Origin of the sequence: Streptomyces sp. TLI_053 (assembly GCF_900105395.1) — a bacterium.
Taxonomy (GTDB): Bacteria; Actinomycetota; Actinomycetes; order Streptomycetales; family Streptomycetaceae; genus Kitasatospora.
The window spans coordinates 4360711-4378794 of record NZ_LT629775.1 but is presented as its reverse complement, the minus strand read 5'-3'; the positions used below and the strand labels follow the sequence as shown (position 1 = coordinate 4378794).

At 72.1% G+C, this 18084-nt stretch carries 16 protein-coding genes; 10 read left to right on the top strand and 6 right to left on the bottom strand.

Going from position 1 to position 18084, the window contains the following annotated elements; translation table 11 throughout:
• Window positions 1-11 precede the first annotated feature (11 nt).
• From nuoL to BLU95_RS17450, 7 genes are all read left to right on the top strand, one after another.
• Window positions 12-1907 (top strand): NADH-quinone oxidoreductase subunit L, encoded by a 1896-nt coding sequence (nuoL, locus tag BLU95_RS17480; protein WP_093860844.1) that lies wholly within the window; start codon window positions 12-14, stop codon window positions 1905-1907.
• Between the two features lie 37 nt (window positions 1908-1944).
• A complete protein-coding gene (locus BLU95_RS17475) occupies window positions 1945-3594 on the top strand; it encodes an NADH-quinone oxidoreductase subunit M (RefSeq protein WP_093860843.1) in 1650 nt (549 codons plus the stop codon).
• Window positions 3591-5228, top strand: a complete 1638-nt coding sequence (gene nuoN / locus BLU95_RS17470; protein WP_093860842.1) for an NADH-quinone oxidoreductase subunit NuoN — start codon at window positions 3591-3593, stop codon at window positions 5226-5228. Before BLU95_RS17475 ends, nuoN begins: the two co-directional genes overlap by 4 nt.
• Window positions 5229-5485: 257 nt before the next feature.
• Window positions 5486-6496 carry a polyprenyl synthetase family protein gene (locus BLU95_RS17465; protein ID WP_093864938.1) on the top strand — a complete coding sequence of 337 codons (1011 nt, stop codon included), beginning with the start codon at window positions 5486-5488 and terminating at the stop codon, window positions 6494-6496.
• A 113-nt stretch (window positions 6497-6609) separates the two neighbouring features.
• Window positions 6610-7272, top strand: coding sequence for a response regulator transcription factor (locus BLU95_RS17460; protein WP_093860841.1), 663 nt, complete (start codon window positions 6610-6612; stop codon window positions 7270-7272).
• Window positions 7273-7506: 234 nt separating this feature from the next.
• Window positions 7507-9486 carry a 2-oxoacid:acceptor oxidoreductase subunit alpha gene (locus BLU95_RS17455; protein WP_502689850.1) on the top strand — a complete coding sequence of 660 codons (1980 nt, stop codon included), beginning with the start codon at window positions 7507-7509 and terminating at the stop codon, window positions 9484-9486.
• Window positions 9483-10535 carry a 2-oxoacid:ferredoxin oxidoreductase subunit beta gene (locus BLU95_RS17450; RefSeq protein WP_093860840.1) on the top strand — a complete coding sequence of 351 codons (1053 nt, stop codon included), beginning with the start codon at window positions 9483-9485 and terminating at the stop codon, window positions 10533-10535. The genes BLU95_RS17455 and BLU95_RS17450 overlap by 4 nt, the downstream gene beginning before the upstream one ends.
• 67 nt (window positions 10536-10602) lie before the next feature.
• Here BLU95_RS17450 and BLU95_RS17445 read toward each other — a convergent pair whose 3' ends face one another.
• Entirely contained in the window at window positions 10603-10989 is a 387-nt protein-coding gene (locus tag BLU95_RS17445) for a VOC family protein (RefSeq protein ID WP_093860839.1), read from the bottom strand.
• Between the two features lie 182 nt (window positions 10990-11171).
• Complete coding sequence (locus tag BLU95_RS17440; protein ID WP_093860838.1) at window positions 11172-11384, bottom strand: DUF6011 domain-containing protein; 213 nt, start codon at window positions 11382-11384, stop codon at window positions 11172-11174.
• Window positions 11385-11436: 52 nt separating this feature from the next.
• Between BLU95_RS17440 and BLU95_RS17435 the strand changes: the two genes are divergently transcribed.
• The gene (locus BLU95_RS17435) at window positions 11437-12204 is read left to right on the top strand and encodes a TetR/AcrR family transcriptional regulator (protein ID WP_093860837.1); all 768 of its coding nucleotides are present in this window, start codon (window positions 11437-11439) and stop codon (window positions 12202-12204) included.
• Here the strand turns inward: BLU95_RS17435 and BLU95_RS17430 are convergent.
• A complete protein-coding gene (locus BLU95_RS17430) occupies window positions 12191-12592 on the bottom strand; it encodes a winged helix-turn-helix transcriptional regulator (RefSeq protein WP_173862066.1) in 402 nt (133 codons plus the stop codon). The two genes, BLU95_RS17435 and BLU95_RS17430, sit on opposite strands and share 14 nt — an antisense overlap.
• Before the next feature lie 94 nt (window positions 12593-12686).
• On the opposite strand from BLU95_RS17430, the gene BLU95_RS17425 reads away from it, so the two are divergent.
• Window positions 12687-13535 carry an SDR family oxidoreductase gene (locus BLU95_RS17425; RefSeq protein ID WP_093860835.1) on the top strand — a complete coding sequence of 283 codons (849 nt, stop codon included), beginning with the start codon at window positions 12687-12689 and terminating at the stop codon, window positions 13533-13535.
• A 199-nt stretch (window positions 13536-13734) separates the two neighbouring features.
• Window positions 13735-14754, top strand: a complete 1020-nt coding sequence (rarD, locus tag BLU95_RS17420) for an EamA family transporter RarD (RefSeq protein ID WP_093860834.1) — start codon at window positions 13735-13737, stop codon at window positions 14752-14754.
• On the opposite strand, the gene BLU95_RS17415 is transcribed toward rarD, so the two are convergent.
• From BLU95_RS17415 to BLU95_RS17405, 3 genes are read right to left on the bottom strand one after another with little or no spacing between them, the layout of a single operon-like run.
• A complete protein-coding gene (locus BLU95_RS17415; RefSeq protein WP_093860833.1) occupies window positions 14744-15640 on the bottom strand; it encodes an ABC transporter permease in 897 nt (298 codons plus the stop codon). The two genes, rarD and BLU95_RS17415, sit on opposite strands and share 11 nt — an antisense overlap.
• On the bottom strand, window positions 15627-16667 hold the full coding sequence (locus tag BLU95_RS17410) for an ABC transporter ATP-binding protein (RefSeq protein WP_502689849.1): 1041 nt from the start codon (window positions 16665-16667) through the stop codon (window positions 15627-15629). Before BLU95_RS17410 ends, BLU95_RS17415 begins: the two co-directional genes overlap by 14 nt.
• Window positions 16667-17938 carry a LolA family protein gene (locus BLU95_RS17405; RefSeq protein ID WP_197698768.1) on the bottom strand — a complete coding sequence of 424 codons (1272 nt, stop codon included), beginning with the start codon at window positions 17936-17938 and terminating at the stop codon, window positions 16667-16669. The genes BLU95_RS17410 and BLU95_RS17405 overlap by 1 nt, the downstream gene beginning before the upstream one ends.
• Window positions 17939-18084 lie beyond the last annotated feature (146 nt).

The following is an 18084-nucleotide window of genomic DNA, read 5'->3' as shown; positions in this document are numbered from 1 at the left end:
GGAGGACCTCGGTGAACTCTCTCATTCCCCTGCTGGTCGCGGCCCCGCTGGCCGGCGCCGCCCTGCTGCTGCTCGGCGGCCGGGCCTTCGACCGCCTGGGCCACTGGCTGGCCACCGCGCTCGCCGCGCTCTCCTTCGGCTTCGGCCTCGCGCTGTTCTCGGACATGCTGGGCCGGGACGCGGAGGACCGCGCACTGACCCAGCACCTGTTCAGCTGGATCCCGGTGAACGGCTTCCAGGCCGACATCTCCTTCCGGCTCGACCAGCTCTCGATGACCTTCGTCCTGCTGATCACCGGCGTCGGCACCCTGATCCACCTCTACTCGGTGGGCTACATGGCGCACGACGAGCGCCGGCGCCGCTTCTTCGCCTATCTGAACCTCTTCCTGGCGGCCATGCTGCTGCTGGTGGTGGCCGACAACTACCTGCTGCTGTACTTCGGCTGGGAGGGCGTGGGTCTCGCCTCCTACCTGCTGATCGGCTTCTGGCAGCACAAGCCGAGCGCCGCCACCGCGGCGAAGAAGGCGTTCATCGTCAACCGGGTCGGCGACATGGGCCTGTCCATCGCGATCATGCTGATGTTCGTCGAGTTCGGCTCCTTCGCCTTCGAGCCGGTGTTCGGCGCGGCCGGCAGCGCGAGCGAGGGCAAGCTGACCGCGATCGGCCTGATGCTGCTGCTCGCCGCCTGCGGCAAGTCCGCGCAGGTGCCGCTGCAGTCCTGGCTCGGGGACGCGATGGAGGGCCCGACCCCGGTCTCCGCGCTGATCCACGCGGCCACCATGGTCACCGCCGGCGTCTACCTGATCACCCGCTCCGGGGCGATCTTCAACCTGGCGCCGGACGCCCAGACCGCGGTGGTGGTGGTCGGCGCGGTCACCCTGCTCTTCGGTGCGATCGTCGGTTGCGCCAAGGACGACATCAAGAAGGCGCTGGCCGGCTCGACCATGTCGCAGATCGGCTACATGATCCTCGCGGCGGGCCTCGGCCCGATCGGCTACGCCTTCGCCATCATGCACCTGGTGACCCACGGCTTCTTCAAGGCCGGGCTCTTCCTCGGTGCCGGGTCGGTCATGCACGGCATGAACGACGAGGTGAACATGCGTCACTACGGCGGCCTGCGGAAGTACATGCCGGTCACCTTCGTCACCTTCGGCCTCGGTTACCTGGCCATCATCGGCTTCCCCGGGCTGTCCGGCTTCTTCTCCAAGGACAAGATCATCGAGGCGGCCTTCGCCAAGGGCGGCACCGAGGGCTGGATCCTCGGCCTGTGCACCCTGGTCGGCGCCGCCGTCACCGCGTTCTACATGACCCGGGTGATGATCCTGACCTTCTTCGGCGAGAAGCGCTGGCAGCCGGACGCCGAGGGCCACGACCCGCACCCGCACGAGTCGCCGAAGACCATGACCGTTCCGATGATCGTGCTGGCCTTCGGCTCGGTCTTCGCCGGCGGGCTGTTCGCCTTCCACGAGTCCTTCCTCACCTGGCTGGAGCCGGTCACCGGGCACGCGGAGGGCAACTCCCCGCTCACCCCGCTGGTGGTCACCCTGCTCACCACCGCCTGCATGCTGGCCGGCGTCGCGCTCTCGTACCTGATGTACGGCCGCTCCGCCGTCCCGGTGGTGCCGCCGTACGGCTCCCCGCTCACCCGGGCCGCCCGCCGGGACCTCCTCCAGGACGACTTCAACCACGCCGTCCTGGTCCGGCCCGGTTCGGCGCTGGCCGCGGCGCTGGTCTACTTCGACAGCCGCGGCCTGGACGGTTTCGTCAACGGCCTGGCGGCCACCATCGGCGGCGTCTCCAGCCGGCTGCGGCGGATCCAGAACGGCTACGTCCGCACGTACGCGCTCTCCATGTTCGGCGGCACGCTGGTGCTGGTCGCCACGACTCTCCTGATGAGGTCCGTCTGATGCACCCGGATTACACACATCGTGGGGAGGCCGAGGCATGAGCGTCCTCCTCACCGCCACCTGCGCCGTCCCGGCGGTCGGCGCGGTGGTCACCGCCGCCCTGCCCGCCGGGTCCACCGAGGCGCGGCGGCGGAACACCAAGATCGTGGCGATGGTCTTCTCCGCCGCCACCCTGGCCCTGGCCGGCGCGGTGGCCGCGCGCTTCGACCCGGACGGCGCCCGCTACCAGCTGACCGAGTCGTACAGCTGGATCCGTTCCTTCGGCATCACCTTCGCGCTCGGGGTGGACGGCATCGGCGCCGTCCTCGCCCTGCTCACCGCCGTCCTGGTCCCGGTCGTGCTGCTCGCGTCCTGGCACGACGCGGACCCGGCCGCCGCGCCCCCGGAGGGGTCGTTCGAGAACAGGCGGCGCACCCAGGCGTTCTTCGCCCTGGTGCTGGCGGTGGAGGCGATGGTGATCGTCTCCTTCTACGCCACCGACGTCTTCCTCTTCTACGTCTTCTTCGAAGCCATGCTGATCCCGATGTACTTCCTCATCGGCGGCTTCGGCGACCGGGCGGGCGGCCCCGAGTCCGCCCGCCAGCGCTCCTACGCGGCGGTCAAGTTCCTGCTCTACAACCTGCTCGGCGGCCTGGTCATGCTGGCCGCCGTGATCGGCCTGTACGTCATCGCGCAGGATCAGGGCCTGGGTACCTTCGACCTGCAGACGCTCACCGCGGCGGTCGCCGACGGCCGGCTGCAGATCGGCGGCACCGCGGAGAAGGCGCTGTTCCTCGGCTTCTTCTTCGCCTTCGCGGTCAAGGCCCCGCTCTGGCCGCTGCACACCTGGCTGCCGAACGCGATGGGCGAGGCCACCGCCGGCACCGCGGTGCTGATCACCGCCGTGGTGGACAAGGTCGGCACCTTCGCGATGCTCCGCTTCTGCCTCGGGCTGTTCCCGGACGCCTCGAAGACCTTCGCCCCGGCAATCCTGGTGCTCTCCCTGGTCGGGATCGTCTACGGCGCGCTGCTGGCCATCGGCCAGAAGGACATCAAGCGGCTGGTGGCCTACGCCTCGATCTCGCACTTCGGCTTCATCATCATGGGCATCTTCGCGATGACCAGCCAGGGCCAGAGCGGTGCCACCCTCTACATGGTCAACCACGGCATCTCCACCGCCGCGTGGATGCTGGTGGCCGGCTTCCTGATCTCCCGCCGCGGCTCCCGGCTGATCGCCGACTACGGCGGCGTGCAGAAGGTCGCCCCGGTGCTCGCCGGGACCTTCCTGATCGGCGGGCTGGCGACGCTCTCGCTGCCGGGTCTGGCGCCTTTCGTCAGCGAGTTCCTGGTCCTGGTCGGCACCTTCAGCCGCTACCCCGCGGTCGGCATCGTCGCCACCTTCGGCATCGTGCTCGCCGCGCTGTACGCCCTGCTGCTCTACCAGCGCACCATGACCGGCCCGGTCAAGGAGGAGGTCCGCGGCATGCCGGACCTCAAGGTCCGCGAACTCGCCGTGGTCGCCCCGCTGGTGGCACTGACCGTGCTGCTCGGTGTCTACCCGAAGCCGCTCACCGACCTCGTCAACCCGTCGGTGAACGCGACCCTCTCGCAGGTGCACCAGACCGACCCGGCGCCGGCACATCCGGTGTCCGCCGACCACGGGACCGCCCAGGACGGGACCGCCCGCTCAGGAGGTGAGCACAAGTGAGCAGCACCGGATGGCTCGCCGCCGCCGGCGGCAGCACCCAGAGCATCCCCGCGCCGCACATCGAGTACGGCCAGCTGTCGCCGATGCTGGTGGTGTTCGGCGCCGCGGTGGTCGGCATCCTGCTGGAGGCCTTCCTGCCCCGGCGGCTGCGGCACTGGGCCCAGGTGGTCACGGCACTGGTCGGCCTGGCCGGGGCCTTCGTCGCCGTCCTGGTGCTCGCCGCGCAGGGCTACGGCACCACCAAGGTCGAGGCGGTCGCGATGGGCGCGGTCGCCCTGGACGGCCCGACGCTGTTCCTGCAGGGCGTGATCCTGCTGGTCGCGGTGGTCGCGGTGCTGACCTACGCCGAGCGCCGGCTGGAGCCCAAGGCCGGCGGCGAGCCGGCCGACGCCTTCGCCGCCCAGGCCGCCGCCACCCCCGGCGGCGAGCAGGAGCGCAGCGCGATCCGGGCCGGCTTCACCACCAGTGAGGTCTTCCCGCTCACCATGTTCGCGGTCGGCGGCATGCTGCTGTTCCCCGCGGCCAACGACCTGCTGACCATGTTCGTGGCGCTGGAGGTCTTCTCCCTCCCGCTCTACCTGCTCTGCGCGCTGGCCCGGCGCCGCCGACTGCTCTCCCAGGAGGCGGCGGTCAAGTACTTCCTGCTCGGTGCCTTCGCCTCGGCGTTCTTCCTGTTCGGCACCGCGCTGCTGTACGGCTACGCGGGCACGGTGCGGCTCGGCGAGGTCGCCGAGGTCATCTCCGGGAACGCGCTGCCCACCCCGGCGCTGGTCTCCTCGACCCAGAACGACGCCCTGCTGCTGGTCGGCCTGGCGATGCTGACGGTCGGTCTGCTGTTCAAGGTCGGCGCGGTGCCGTTCCACTCCTGGACCCCGGACGTCTACCAGGGCGCGCCGACCCCGGTCACCGGCTTCATGGCGGCGGCGACCAAGGTGGCCGCGTTCGGCGCGGTGCTGCGGCTGTTCTACGTGGCCTTCCCGGCGCTGCGGCTGGACTGGCGGCCGGTGCTCTGGGGTGTGGCGATCCTCACCATGGTGGTCGGCGCGGTGCTGGCCGTCACCCAGCAGGACGTGAAGCGGCTGCTCGCCTACTCCTCGATCGCGCACGCCGGGTTCATCCTCACCGGTGTGATCGCCAGCAACCGGCAGGGCGTCGGCTCGGTGCTGTTCTACCTGCTGGCCTACTCCTTCGTGACGCTCGGTGCCTTCGCCGTGGTCACCCTGGTGCGGGACTCCAAGGGCGAGGCCACCCACCTGTCCAGCTGGGCCGGCCTCGGCCGGCGCTCCCCGCTGGTCGCGGCGGTGTTCGCGCTCTTCCTGCTGGCCTTCGCGGGCATCCCGCTGACCTCGGGTTTCACCGGCAAGTTCGCGGTCTTCCAGGCCGCGGCAGCAGGCGGCGCCACCCCGCTGGTCATCGTGGGTGTGCTCAGCTCGGCGGTGGCGGCGTTCTTCTACATCAGGGTCATCGTGCTGATGTTCTTCTCCGACCCGCAGCCGGGCGGCCCGACCGTCGCCGTCCCGAGCGCCTTCACGGCGACCGCGATCGGTATCGGCGTGCTGGTCACGATCGGGCTCGGACTGCTGCCGCAGTACTTCCTCGATCTCGCCTCGAAGGCAGTGTTCTTCGTCGGCTGACCGTCCGCCGACGGCCCGGCCGAACGCCCCGGCGGCGGCCCGGTCCGACCGCTCCGACGACCGTCCGGGTCGCGCCCCGCGCGCGGCCCGGACGCTTCGTTCGGGCATCCCCGCTGGCCAGCGGGGACGCCCCGCGCATGACAGAGCCGCACGCCCGTGCAGTGATCCACTCGTGACCGGATACCCTGCCTGTATGGCCAGCGGCGGCACTCAGGGACCGGGCCGCTAGATCGACCAGGGACAGAGGAGTGGTCTTCGTGACCGTCGTGGGACCCTTTGGGCTCAGCGTGCAGGACCGCGATCTGACCCGTGACGTCCAGGCCGGGATGGACGCGGTGGAGATCGCGCTCGCCGAGGCCGTCAAGAGCGACGTCCCCTTCATCACCGTCACCGCCAGCCATCTGATGGCCGCGGGCGGGAAGCGCTTCCGTCCGCTGCTGGTCCTGCTGTCCGCCCAGTTCGGCGACGCCGGGGCGACCGGCGTGATCCCGGCCGCCGTCGTGGTCGAGCTCACCCACCTCGCCACGCTGTACCACGACGACGTCATGGACGAGGCCCCGGTGAGACGCGGCGCCCCCAGTGCCAACTCGCGCTGGGACAACTCGGTCGCCATCCTGACCGGCGACTTCCTCTTCTCCCGTGCCTCCCAGGTGCTGGCCGACCTCGGCCCGGAGGCCGTCCGGCTGCAGGCCGACGCGTTCGAGCGGCTGGTCACCGGCCAGATCCTGGAGACCGCCGGACCGGGCCCGGACGACGACCCGCTCGACCACTACCTGGGTGTACTGGCCGGCAAGACCGGTTCGCTGATCGCCGTCTCCTGCCGGATAGGAGCACTGGCCGCCGGCGCCGAGCCGTGGGTGATCGACATCCTCAGCTCCTTCGGCGAGCGGATCGGCATCGCGTTCCAGCTGGCCGACGACGTGCTCGACATCGCCAGCGACGGGCACGAGTCCGGCAAGACCCCCGGCACCGATCTGCGCGAGGGCATCGAGACCCTGCCGACCCTGCTGCTGCGGCAGATGCCGGCCGATCCGTCCGACCCCTCGGACACCCGGCTGCGGGAGCTGCTCCGCCAGGACCTCGCCGACGACGAGCTGCACGCCGAGGCGCTGCGGCTGCTGCGCCGCCACCCGGCCCTGGAGCACGCCCGCCGGGAGACCCTGCGCCACGCCGAGGAGGCCCGCGCGATGCTGGACCCGCTCCCGGAGGGGCCGGCCAAGGACGCGCTCCAGGCGCTCTGCGACTCGGTGGCCATCCGCACCATGTGACGCCCGCGGGCGGGCGGCGCGAATCGCCGACCGGCGTCCCGGCGGCCACCCGGATGGGGGAGACTGACACCCGTCAGCACCGTGTCCGCGCTCCGCCCACCCGGAAGGCCGCCATGCTTCGCGTCGTCATCGCCGAGGACTCCGTACTGCTGCGGGAGGGCCTGACCCGGCTGCTCACCGACCGGGGCCTGGAGGTCGTGGCGGGCGTCGCGGACGGTGACGCGCTGATCAAGACCATCCACGACCTGGCCGCCGCCGACGCGCTGCCCGACGTGGTGGTGTCGGACGTGCGGATGCCCCCCACCCACACCGACGAGGGCCTCCGGGCCTGTGTCACGCTCCGTGGCCGCTATCCGCAGCTCGGTGTGCTGGTGCTTTCCCAGTTCGTCGAGGAGCGCTACGCCTCCGAACTGCTGGCCGGATCCACCCGTGGTGTCGGTTACCTGCTGAAGGACCGGGTCGCCGAGGTGCGCGAGTTCGTGGACGCGGTGGTCCGGGTCGCCGAGGGCGGTACCGCGCTGGACCCGGAGGTCGTCCAGCAGCTGCTCAGCCGCAGCCGCAAGGGCGATGTGCTGGCCGGGCTGACCCCGCGCGAGCGCGAGGTGCTGGGGCTGATGGCGGAGGGCCGGACCAACACCGCGGTGGCCAAGCAGCTGGTGGTCTCGGAGGGCGCGGTGGAGAAGCACGTCAGCAACATCTTCCTCAAGCTCGGCCTGGAACAGAGCCGCGGCGACCACCGACGGGTCCTTGCCGTGCTCACTTATCTGAATTCCTGACCGGCTCGCCGACGGGCTGCTCGCAGCCTGTATTCGTATTCGAACCAAGCTTCCCCGGCCGGGTACGGTTCCGGTCGTCCACGGCGTTGTTTATGGGTGCGGCGGTGATTTTCCGCCGCATCGGGGAGTTCCGTCCAAGGCAATCCTTACCCGCATAGGATGCGAGAGGTGCACCAGGCGGACGGGGCACACGGCTCACGCCCGCGGCTGGTGCCCACGAGGAGGTCCGCGGCAGTGACCAGTCAGGTCGATCAGTCAGAAGCAGTGGACGGCTCGGACGGCGACGAGGGCGGGTCCGGGCCCGGCGGGGGCCGCTCCGGCCCTGCCGTGCCGGTCGGTCCGCAGCACCGTGGCGCCAAACCGATCCGCAGGCTGGACCGGGTGATCATCAGATTCGCCGGTGACTCCGGCGACGGCATGCAGCTCACCGGTGACCGCTTCACCTCGGAGACGGCGTCCTTCGGCAACGACCTCTCCACCCTGCCCAACTTCCCGGCCGAGATCCGCGCTCCCGCCGGAACGCTGCCGGGTGTCTCGTCCTTCCAGCTCCACTTCGCCGACCACGACATCCTGACCCCGGGGGACGCGCCCAACGTCCTGGTGGCGATGAACCCCGCGGCACTCAAGGCCAATCTGCCCGACCTCCCGCGCGGCGCGGAGATCATCGTCAACACCGACGAGTTCACCAAGCGCGCGCTGGCCAAGGTCGGCTACGGCGCGGACCCGCTGGGGGACGGCTCCCTGGAGGGCTACCACCTGCACAAGGTGCCGCTCACCACGCTGACCCTGGAGGCCCTCAAGGAGAGCGGCCTCGCCCGCAAGGACGCCGAGCGGGCGAAGAACATGTTCGCGCTGGGCCTGCTCTCCTGGATGTACCACCGCCCGACCCACGGCACCGAGACGTTCCTGCGCACCAAGTTCGCCAAGAAGCCGCAGATCGCCGAGGCCAACATCAGCGCCTTCCGGGCGGGCTGGAACTTCGGCGAGACCACCGAGACCTTCGCGGTCTCCTACGAGGTGCCGCCGGCCAAGCTGCCGCCGGGCCGCTACCGCAACATCTCCGGCAACCTGGCACTGTCCTACGGCCTGATCGCCGCCTCCCGCCGCTCGGGGCTGCCGCTCTACCTGGGCTCCTACCCGATCACCCCGGCCTCCGACATCCTGCACGAGCTGAGCCGGCACAAGAACTTCGGCGTGCGCACCTTCCAGGCCGAGGACGAGATCGCGGGCATCGGCGCGGCCCTGGGCGCGGCCTTCGGCGGCGCGCTCGGCGTGACCACCACCTCCGGCCCGGGCGTGGCCCTGAAGAGCGAGACGATCGGGCTCGCCGTCTCGCTCGAACTCCCGCTGCTGGTGGTGGACATCCAGCGCGGCGGTCCGTCCACCGGCCTGCCGACCAAGACCGAGCAGGCCGACCTGCTGCAGGCCATGTTCGGGCGCAACGGCGAGGCCCCGGTGCCGATCGTGGCCCCGGCCACCCCGGCCGAGTGCTTCGACGCGGCACTGGAGGCGGCCCGGATCGCGGTCACCTACCGCACCCCGGTCTTCCTGCTCTCGGACGGCTACCTGGCCAACGGCTCGGAGCCCTGGCGGATCCCGAAGGTGGACGAACTGCCGGCCATCGAGCCGGACTTCGCCACCGAGCCGAACCGCGAGGACGGCGCCTTCTGGCCGTACCTGCGCGATCCGCAGACGCTCGCCCGCCCGTGGGCGGTGCCCGGCGTACCCGGTCTGGAGCACCGGATCGGCGGCATCGAGAAGCAGGACGGCACCGGCAACATCTCCTACGACCCGGCCAACCACGACTTCATGGTGCGCACCCGGCAGGCCAAGGTGGACGGCATCGAGGTGCCGGACCTGGAGGTCGACGACCCCTCGGGCGAGGCCCGGGTCCTGGTGCTCGGCTGGGGTTCGACCTACGGCCCGATCACCGCGGCGGTCCGCCGGGTCCGGGCGGACGGCGGCGAGGTCGCCCAGACGCACCTGCGCAACCTCAACCCCTTCCCGGCCAACCTCGGCACGGTGCTGCGGGGTTACGACAAGGTCATCGTCCCCGAGATGAACCTCGGCCAGCTGGCGCTGCTGCTGCGGGCCAGGTACCTGGTGGACGCGCAGTCCTACAACCAGGTGCGCGGCCTGCCGTTCAAGGCGGCGCAGCTGGCGGACGTGCTGTGGGCGGCGATCGGCAACCTGGACGAGGAGGACAACCGATGAGCGAGCAGTTCCCCTCGTTGAAGCTGGTCCCGAAGGCCGACGCGCCGCAGAGCGCCAAGGAGTTCAAGACCGACCAGGAGGTCCGCTGGTGCCCGGGCTGCGGTGACTACGCGATCCTCGCCGCGGTACAGGCCTTCATGCCGGAGCTGGGGATCAGACGGGAGAACACCGTCTTCGTCTCCGGTATCGGCTGCTCCTCCCGTTTCCCGTACTACATGAACACCTATGGAGTGCACTCGATCCACGGCCGGGCCCCGGCGATCGCCACCGGGCTGGCGTCCTCCCGGCGGGACCTCAGCGTCTGGGTGGTGACCGGCGACGGCGACGCGCTGTCGATCGGCGGAAACCATCTGATCCACGCGCTGCGCCGGAATGTGAATCTGAAGATCCTGCTGTTCAACAACCGTATCTACGGGCTGACCAAGGGGCAGTACTCGCCGACGAGCGAGATCGGCAAGATCACCAAGTCCACCCCGATGGGTTCACTGGACGCCCCGTTCAACCCGCTCTCGCTGGCCATCGGCGCGGAGGCCACCTTCGTCGCCCGGACCATCGACTCCGACCGGCAGCACCTCCAGTCGGTGCTGCGGGCGGCGGCCGAGCACGAGGGCACGGCGCTGGTCGAGATCTACCAGAACTGCAACATCTTCAACGACGGTGCCTTCGAGGTGCTCAAGGAGCCCGGCACCCGGGACGAGGCGCTGATCCGGCTGGAGCACGGCGCGCCGATCCGGTTCGGGACCGACCTGGCCCGGGGCGTCTTCCGCGGCGCCGACGGCGAACTGACCGTCGGTGAGGTCACCGCCGACAACGAGTCGGCGGTCCTGGTCCACGACGCGCACGCGGCCGGCCCGGCGACGGCGTTCGCGCTCTCGCGGATCGCCGACGCGGACACCCTGCACCACACCCCGATCGGGGTGCTGCGCGCGGTCCGGCGGCCGGTCTACGACGAACTGATGGCCGACCAGCTGGACACCGCCGTCGCCGACCGGGGCGAGGGGGACCTGGCGGCGCTGCTCGCGGGCGGTGACACCTGGGCGGTCGACTGATCCCGACCGCCCGAAAGGCGGCGCCCCCGGCCGGGAACGGCCGGGGGCGCCGCCTTTCGCGGTGCTGTCAGTGCTGCTGCTCCGCCCATTCCACGAGCTGGACCACGACCCCGTTCGGGTCGGTGACCTGGAACAGCCGCTCCCCCCACGGCTCCTCGCGCAGCGGCATGGTGATCTCCACCCCGGAGACCCGCAGCCGGGCTTCCTCGGCGGCCACGTCGCCGACCACGAAGGCGAGGATCAGCCCGTCGGCGACCCGGTCGCGGAACCCCTCGGGCAGGACCTCGGTCCCGCGCCGCAGGAAGACCACGTTCACCCCGGCGCTCTCGTGCCCGAGTGACGCGAACCCGTCCGCCGCCATCTGCTCGGCGAACCCGAAGTGCTCCCGCAGGAACGAGGCGGACGCCTCGACGTCCTCGACGGTGAGTGAAACGGCGGAGGAAGTGATCTGCATGTCCGATGGCCCTCTCGTCGACCTTTATCCCGTACGCAGTACACTATACACAGTACGGAGAATGAGGCCGCGGTGATGCCCGTCACAGTGGCGGTCGCACTCGAAGCGGGGCGCATCGGAGCGCCCGGAGCGCCCGGAGCGCCGAAGCGCCGGAAGGGTCGAGGCGCCGCAGGCGTCCGGAGCTAGGGCGCGCCCCGGTCCAGCCCGGGCAGGGCGTCCTGCTCGACCTCGTGCCGGGCGACCCGCTCGGCCGGGTCCCGGCACTCGGGGCCGAGGCGCAGGATGCGCGACTCCGGGTCGTGCAGCGGTCGGTGGCAGCGGCGGCAGGTGACCCGGGGGCGGACGACCTCGCGGGTGTCGGTGCCCGGCAGCGGGTCGGGGTCGGCGGTGGTCATGGCTCCGACCGTACCGGCGGGCGGCGCGGCTCCGGCGTGAAAGGATCGGTCCATGGCCAGTGACCGCAGCAGTGCCGGGGACCCGGCGCGCACGCTCGCGCTGCTCTGGGGCGTGTCGGCGGAGGAGAAGCCCGGCCGGCGCGGGCCCCGGCAGGCGAAGTCCCCGGCGGAGATCGCCGCCGCCGCGATCGGGATCGCCGACGCCGAGGGGATGGACGCCGTGACCATGCGGCGGGTCGCCCAGGAGCTCGGCGTCTCGGCGATGGCGCTCTACACCTACGTGCCCGGCAAGGCCGAACTCGTCGACCTGATGCTGGACACCGCCTACGCGGACATGCCCCGCACCGTGCCGGCCGGGGACGGCTGGCGGGCCCGGGTCGCCGCCGTCGCCGAGGACAACCGCGCGCTCCACCGGGCCCACCCGTGGACCGCCGTCGTCGCCACCGGCCGCCCGCCGCTGGGGCCGGGCCTGATGGCCAAGTACGAGTACGAGCTGCGCGCCTTCGAGGACTCGGGCCTGTCCGACCTCGATCTGGACGCCGCGCTGACCCATCTGCTCGGCTTCGTCCAGACCTGCGCCCGGGCGGCCGCCGACCAGCGCGCCGCGCGGCAGGACAGCGCGATGACCGACGCGCAGTGGTGGGAGGCCAACGGCGAGCTGCTCGCCCGGGTCCTCGATCCCGAGCGCTACCCGGTCGCGGCACGGGTCGGCACCGCCGCCGGCGAGGCGCACGGCGCCGCCCACGACCCCGACCACGCCTACACCTTCGGGCTGGCCCGGGTGCTGGACGGCCTGGCGGCGCTGATCACGAACGGCTAGGGCGCGCGTCGTACTCCTCGCGGGCGCCCTGGACGGCGCACATCCGGTTCTCCACCCAGTGCGCGAGCGCCGACACGAACGTGGCCGCCTCCTCGCCGAGCGGAGTGAGGCTGTAGTCGACCCGGGGCGGGATCACCGGGTGCGCCTCGCGGAGCACGAAGCCGTCCCGTTCCAGGGTCTGCAGGGTCTGCGCGAGCATCTTCTCGCTGACGCCCGCGACCCGGCGGCGCAGCTCGCTGAAGCGGTAGCCGCGCTCCTGCAGGGCGGCCAGCACCAGCACGCCCCAGCGGCTGGTGACGTGCTCCAGCACGCCTCGGGAGGGGCACATCCGGTCGTAGACGTCGGGCATCCGGTCGAGCAGCGGCGAGTCCTGAGTCATTACCTCCATGTCAGTACCCTACTTCAAAGTGCGTACTTTCCAGAAGTTAGTGCCGTTCCTAGAGTGAGTGTCGAAGCAACCGCGACATCACGAGGAGCAGGACATGTACGTCGTCACCGGAGCCACCGGACAGCTCGGCCGCCTGGTCGTGGAGGGGCTGCTGGCAGCCGTTCCGGCGAACGAGATCGCGGTGCTGGTGCGTTCCGCCGCCAAGGCCGAGGAGTGGGCGAAGCAGGGCGTGCGCGTCCACGAGGCCGACTACAACCGCCCCGAGACGCTCGCCGGGGTCTTCGCCGCCGGTGACCGGGTGCTGCTCATCTCCGGGAACGAGTTCGGTCGCCGGGCGGCCCAGCACGGTGCGGTGATCGACGCGGCGAAGGCCGCCGGGGTCGCGCTGCTCGCATACACCAGCATTCTGGGCACGGCCACCTTCGGGCTGGCCGACGAGCACCGGGCGACGGAGGAGGTGCTGGTCGGCTCCGGCCTGCCGCACGCCCTGCTGCGCAACGGCTGGTACACCGAGAACTACCTCGGTGACGCCGCCGGCACGGTCGAGCGCGGCGCGGTGGTCGGCAGCGCCGGCGCCGGCCGGGTGGCCACCGCCCCCCGCCGCGACTACGCCGACGCCGCGGTCGCCGTCCTGGTCGGCGAGGGCCACGAGAACAAGGTCTACGAGCTGAGCGGCGACGTCGCCTGGAGTCTGACCGAGCTGGCCGCCGAGCTGGCCCAGGCCTCGGGCCGTCCGGTCGAGCACCGGAACGTCACCCCGGCCGAGCACCGGGAGGTGCTGATCGGCGCGGGCATGCCGGAGGGCTACGCCGATGTGTTCGTGGACGTGGACGCCGGTATCGCGCGCGGCGAGCTGGCCACCGCTCCCGGTGACCTGGCCCGGCTGATCGGCCGCCCGACCGTGCCGCTGGCCACGACCGTCCGGGCCGTCCTGGGCGCCTGATCCCCGGACGCCCGGTCCCGGGGCGACCGGTCCCCGGACGCCCGGTCCCGGCTCCCCGCCACTCCCGGCCCCGCCCGCGACGGTCCGTCGCGGGCGGGGCCGGGAGCATGTCATGACCAAAAACCGCGTACGGAGATGACAGGCGTGCCCGCGCCCGCTACCGTCGGCTCGACACTCGCGCGCGGAGGGCAGACGGTCCATGCCAGACACAACCCAGCAGGAGGCCGGTCGCGGCCTCTGGTGCGGATTCGCCGCCTACGGCATATGGGGGCTCTTCCCGCTGTTCTGGCCGTTGCTGGAGCCCGGCGCCGCCGACGACATCCTGGCCAACCGGATGGTCTGGTCCCTGGTCGCGGTGGTCCTGCTGCTGGTCGCCCAGCGGCACTGGGGCTGGATCCGCCCGCTGCTCCGCCAGCCCCGCCGGCTCGCCATGCTGGGCGCCGCCGCGACGGTGATATCGATCAACTGGGGCGTCTACATCTGGGGCGTCAACACCGGGCACGTGGTGGAGACCAGCCTCGGCTACTTCATCAACCCGCTGGTCACCATCGCCTTCGGCGTGCTGGTGCTCAAGGAGCGGCTGCGCCGGGCCCAGTGGGCGGCGGTCGGCATCGGCGCGCTCGCGGTGGCGGTGCTGGCCGTCGGCTACGGACGGCCGCCGTGGATCGCGCTGACCCTGGCGTTCTCCTTCGCCACCTACGGGCTGCTGAAGAAGAAGGTCGGGCTGAGCGGGCTGGAGAGCCTGGCCGCCGAGAGCGCCTTCATGTTCCCGTTCGCCCTCGGTTACCTGGTGTACCTGGAGGCCGCCGGCCGCGGCACCTTCGGGCACACCGCGGCCGGGGAGTACGGCTGGGGCCACAGCGGACTGCTCATGCTCAGCGGGGTGATCACCGCCGTCCCGCTGCTGCTCTTCGGCACGGCGGCCGTCCGGGTGCCGTTGAGCGTGCTCGGGCTGCTCCAGTACCTGGCGCCGGTGTTCCAGTTCCTGATCGGCATCGCGGTCTTCCACGAGTCGATGCCGCCCGCCCGCTGGGCCGGGTTCGCCCTGGTGTGGGCCGCGCTCGTGGTGCTCACCTGGGACGCCCTGCGGCGGGTCCGGGCCGACCGGGCCCGGACCGCCGCCACTGCCGCCGCCGCCACTGCCGCCACCCCTGCCGCCGGAGCGAGCGGGGCCGCCGCGGTGGCCGGGACGGCCGACGCCGTGCCGGTCAGGCCGTGATGTCCCGCGCGGTGAACCGGGACCAGGCCGCCGAGCCGAACACCGCCACATAGGCGGCCTGCAGCCCGAGGTTCTTCAGCACCCCGTCCCACTCCATCGGCGCCCGCAGCAGATCGCCGAAGGTGAGCCAGTGGTGGGTGAAGAGGAACGGCTGGATCGCGTGCAGCTGCGGGAAGCTGTCCAGGATCTGCACCGTGATCACCAGGCCGACCGTCGCCGCCATCGCCGCGATGCCGCTGCCGGTGAGGGTGGAGACGAACAGCCCGATCGCGACCAGCCCGGCCAGCGAAGCCGCCACCACCCCTGCCACCAGGACCGCCCGCAGCAGCGCCGACCCCAGGCCGATGGTCTCACCGGAGATCAGGGTGACATCGCCGACCGGGAACAGCGCCGCCCCGGCGATCACCGCCGCCGTGGCGACGGTGACCGTCGCCGCCAGGCAGAACACCAGCCCGGCGGTGAACTTGGCGGCCAGCAGCCTGGTCCGTCCGGCCGGTGCCACCAGCAGGTAGCGCAGGGTGCCGGTGGCCGCCTCGCCCGCCACCGAGTCCCCGGCGACCACGCCGACCGTCATCGGCAGGAACACCGGCAGCGCCACCGCGAGGGCCGTGAACACCAGGAACAGGCCGTTCTGGGTGACCTGGGCGATGAACGCCGGCCCCTCGCCGCCGCGCGGCCCGTCCGTCTCGATCCGGACCACCACGCCGATCAGGATCGGCAGCAGGGCCAGGATCCCCAGCAGCACCATGGTCCGCAGCCGGCGGAAGGTCAGCACCAGCTCGTTGCGGAACAGCGCCAGGAACCCGGCCGCCGTCTGCGGGCGCCGTCCGGTCGCCGCCGCGACCGCCGGCACCGCCCCGGTCGCCGCCGCCTCAGCCCGCGACATCGAAGCCCTCCCCGGTCAGCGCCACGAAGGCGTCCTCCAATGTGCCCCGCTCCACGCCGAAGCCGTGGACCCGGACCTCCGCCGCGACCAGCGCCGCGCACAGCCCGGGCAGCGCGTCCTCGGCGAGCGCGCCCAGCTCGCCGTCCACCCGGTTCTCGGCGATCCGGAGCTCGGTGACCTTGTGCGCGAGCAGCACCTCGCCCGCCCGGTGGGTGTCGGGCGTCCGCACCACCAGCCGGCCCCGGGCCCGGGCGGCCAGCTCGGCGACGGTGCCCTGCACCAGCAGCCGGCCGCGCGACATCACGGCGGCATGGGTGCACACCTGCTCGATCTCGTCCAGCAGGTGCGAGGAGAGGAAGACCGTGGTGCCCTCGGCCGCGACCTCGCGGATCAGGGCCCGGATCTCCCGCATGCCCTGCGGGTCCAGGCCGTTGGTGGGCTCGTCCAGGACGAGCAGCTCGCGCGGCTGGAGCAGTGCCGAGGCCAGGCCGAGCCGCTGCTTCATGCCCAGCGAGTAGGCGCGGGCCTTCTTGCCGGCCGCGGCGGTCAGACCCACCCGGTCCAGGGCCTCGGCGACCCGCCGCTGCCGGGTCCGCGGGTCGGCGGTCGGGTCGGCGGCGTCGAACCGGGCCAGGTTGTCCCGGCCGGGGAGGAAGCCGTACAGCGCGGGCCCCTCGATCAGCGCGCCGACCCGGGGCAGCACCGAGGACACCGACTGCGGCATCGGCTCGCCGAGCACCGAGGCGACCCCGGAGGTCGGGGCGATGAGCCCCATCAGCATCCGGATCGTGGTGGTCTTGCCGGAGCCGTTCGGCCCGAGGAAGCCGAAGACCGAGCCCCGGGGCACGCTCAGGTCCAGCCCGTCCACGGCGAGCTGGCCGCCGCGGAACCGCTTGGTCAGGCCCCGGGTGCTGATCACGTCGTCGGACCGGTGGGAGGTCGAAGCGGCACGGGGGGCCGGGCGCGTCACCGCGCCCGGCCCCCCGGCCGGCTCCGTAACGTCCCCCGTTACGGAAGCCCGGGCCACTACTTCACCCCGGCCGCACTCTGCAGCACCGGCAGGGTCACCGCACCGGCGAACACCCGGCCGTCGTCGGTGACGAGCACGTTCAGCACCTTGGTGCTGATCAGCGAGCCACCGGCGACCGGCTTGCCGAGCGACTTGACCAGCGCGAGCGGGTTCTGCAGCTTGCCACCGCCGCCCGGGCCGTGCCCGCCCTTGCCGCGCGGACCCTTGCCCTCGGCCGGGACGAACACGTCGTCGGCGGGCAGCTCGGCGGAGAGGACCGCCGTCCAGCCCTCGCCGATCACGTTCAGACCCTCGGCGGCGGCCTTGGCCTCCTCCGGGGTCACCTCGGCGCGCGGCGCGGAGTCGGCCTTGCGCTCCGTCACCTTGGCGCCCTTGGGCACGGTGAACTCGAAGGTCTTCGCGGACGGTGCCGCGAACGAGACATCGGTGAAGTGGACGTCCAGCACGGTGCTGCCGTCCGTCCCCCTGACCACGACCGACAGCGGCACGCCGTTGTCGGCGGCCACCGCGATCCGGACCTCGCCGATCGTCGAACCGGAGCCGGTCGGCTTCACGCTCAGCCGGTAGGCCTTCTGCCCGGCCACGTTCACGGTGCCGTCCACGGTGACCGAGGTGGTGCCCGCGCTCGCGCCCAGGAACTGCTGCGCCGCCTCCTGCGGAGTGGTCGGCACCCCGGTCAGCGGGCCCTTGCCCGGGTGGCCGTCCGCCTTCGCGTCCGGCCGGGCCCCGGTCAGGTGCACGGCCTCGTTGCTGCTGCTGTCCCAGGTCCACACCTGGTCGCCGTTGCGGATCATCTCGTAGCCGGCCAGCTGCTCCAGCAGGCCGATCCGCTGCCGGTCGGGCCCGTCCACCGCGACCCGCAGCCGGTGCTCGCCGCCGAGCAGCCCGGTCAGCTTGGCCGTCGGGTCGGCGCCCGAGGACCTGCCCCCGGAACCGCCGCCCGGCGCGCCGCCGGCGAGGCCGCCGGCCGCGGCGCCCAGCAGCTGGCTCGGCACACCGAGGTCCGCCGAGAGCGACACCGTCCCGGTCAGCGTCTGCGCCTGGGAGCCGAGCACCTTCGCCACCACCTGCTCCGCCGTCAGCGCGGGCAGCTCCGGCGGCGAGGTGTCCGCCAGCGCCGGTACCAGCCCGACCCCGGCGGCGATCGCGGCCGTGACCGCCAGCGGCACCGCGACGCGTACCAGCGTGCGCCGGCGGGACCGGTAGGGAGCCCCGTCCTGCCACTCGTCCGCCGGGCCGCCGCCCGCGGTCGCCCTGTCGTCCGTCATCCGTCCAACCCCTCCGTCAGTGACCGACTGTCCCTGGGTATCCATTAGACGTTCCCGCGTCGCCCGCGTCATCGCCCTGCAGGGTTGGATCCGGCTCGACCTCGCGACGCAGCCGACCCTGATGCCCCCTCAGGGTCGTCTCCTCC